This window comes from Halapricum sp. CBA1109, from assembly GCF_009741825.1.
Taxonomy (GTDB): Archaea; Halobacteriota; Halobacteria; order Halobacteriales; family Haloarculaceae; genus Halapricum.
Genome location: NZ_WPCA01000266.1, coordinates 1 through 1,053 on the forward strand (window position 1 = coordinate 1; position 1,053 = coordinate 1,053).

The 1,053-nt window shown below is 66.2% G+C and carries 2 protein-coding genes; one reads left to right on the forward strand and one right to left on the reverse strand.

Annotated features, from left to right (window positions below):
* Window positions 1–65: 65 nt before the first annotated feature.
* Window positions 66–929: a hypothetical protein gene (locus GJ629_RS15880; RefSeq protein WP_157513857.1), complete on the reverse strand. Its 864-nt coding sequence runs from the start codon at window positions 927–929 to the stop codon at window positions 66–68.
* On the opposite strand from GJ629_RS15880, the gene GJ629_RS17390 reads away from it, so the two are divergent.
* Window positions 849–1,053, forward strand: a 205-nt coding sequence (locus GJ629_RS17390; protein ID WP_231754689.1) for a hypothetical protein, incomplete at its 3' end; no start/stop codon positions are given. The two genes, GJ629_RS15880 and GJ629_RS17390, sit on opposite strands and share 81 nt — an antisense overlap.

Consider the following 1,053-nt stretch of genomic DNA (forward strand, 5'->3'; position numbering starts at 1 on the left):
CGGCGTTCGCCTCTGGCTGGTGGTCCGGGGAGCGAAGCGGGTCGTTCGCCGTAGGCCCGAGGTACTCAGCGAGGTACGTACCGAGGTTGCCGATGCGTCCTCGTGTTCGATGCCTTCGGCGGCTGCGTGCTGGCCTCGGCGGTCGAGGCGACGCGGTTTATCGAGATCGTGCCGTCGTCGCTGGGGTCGTGGGCCTCGTGGGTTGCGAGGTCGCAGTTGCGAACGTGCGCCTCGACGACAGGCGCGAGGTCCGACTCAGAGACGACGCCGTCCACGAACACCGCGATGTGGATGTGCAGGTAGCCGCTCTTGTGCGGTTCGAGGATTGCGAGGTACTCCCATCGGCGGCCGTCCAGTTGACGGGATAGCTCGCGACGGACCGCTTCCCAAGAACTGTCGAGGTCGAGGAGGTGATCGACGGGCGGAAGGGGGTCGCCGTCAGGGTACCACGACGCCGTTAGCGAGAGCATCGCCGTGTGGAGCCGCTTCCCGTAGTCGCTCCGTAGGCCGCGTTCGAGGTCCTTGAGCTTCGCGTACTGCTTGTTCGAGTAGTCCGGGTCGAAGCGATGGGGGCTGCTTCCACTGGCGTACTCGCCGGTTTCGGCGTTCTGGAACACTGTATCCGTGTCTTCACTGTCCTCGATGTAGTCGCGCCATTCGTGGGTCGCCTCTCTCCAAGAGAGAGGGCGGTCGCCGTGGATCGCGCCAAGGTCGCGCACGTCTTCTCGTAGGGGAACGCCGTCCCGTTCGGTGAGGGGGCGTGATAGGGCATCGCCGCGAGAGGGTCGTTCACGGTGGTTTGTGGAGTCTGCACGGTCGCTCTTGGAGGGCCGAGAGTTCGAGCGACCGTGCTCATCAGCGAGGTCTTCCCAGTACTGTTCTCTGCGTGCGTCGGTGCTCACGCCGACCACCTCGACACCGCACAGCACCGCACAGCGACACGAGGGTCGGCCTTCGGCCTCCCTGAACGCTCACCCTTCCGGGTCGAGGGCAAGCCCTCGCTTCCGGCTGGTCGCTTGCGTGCGGCCGCCTCGGGGCACTCGGCGGCCGTTC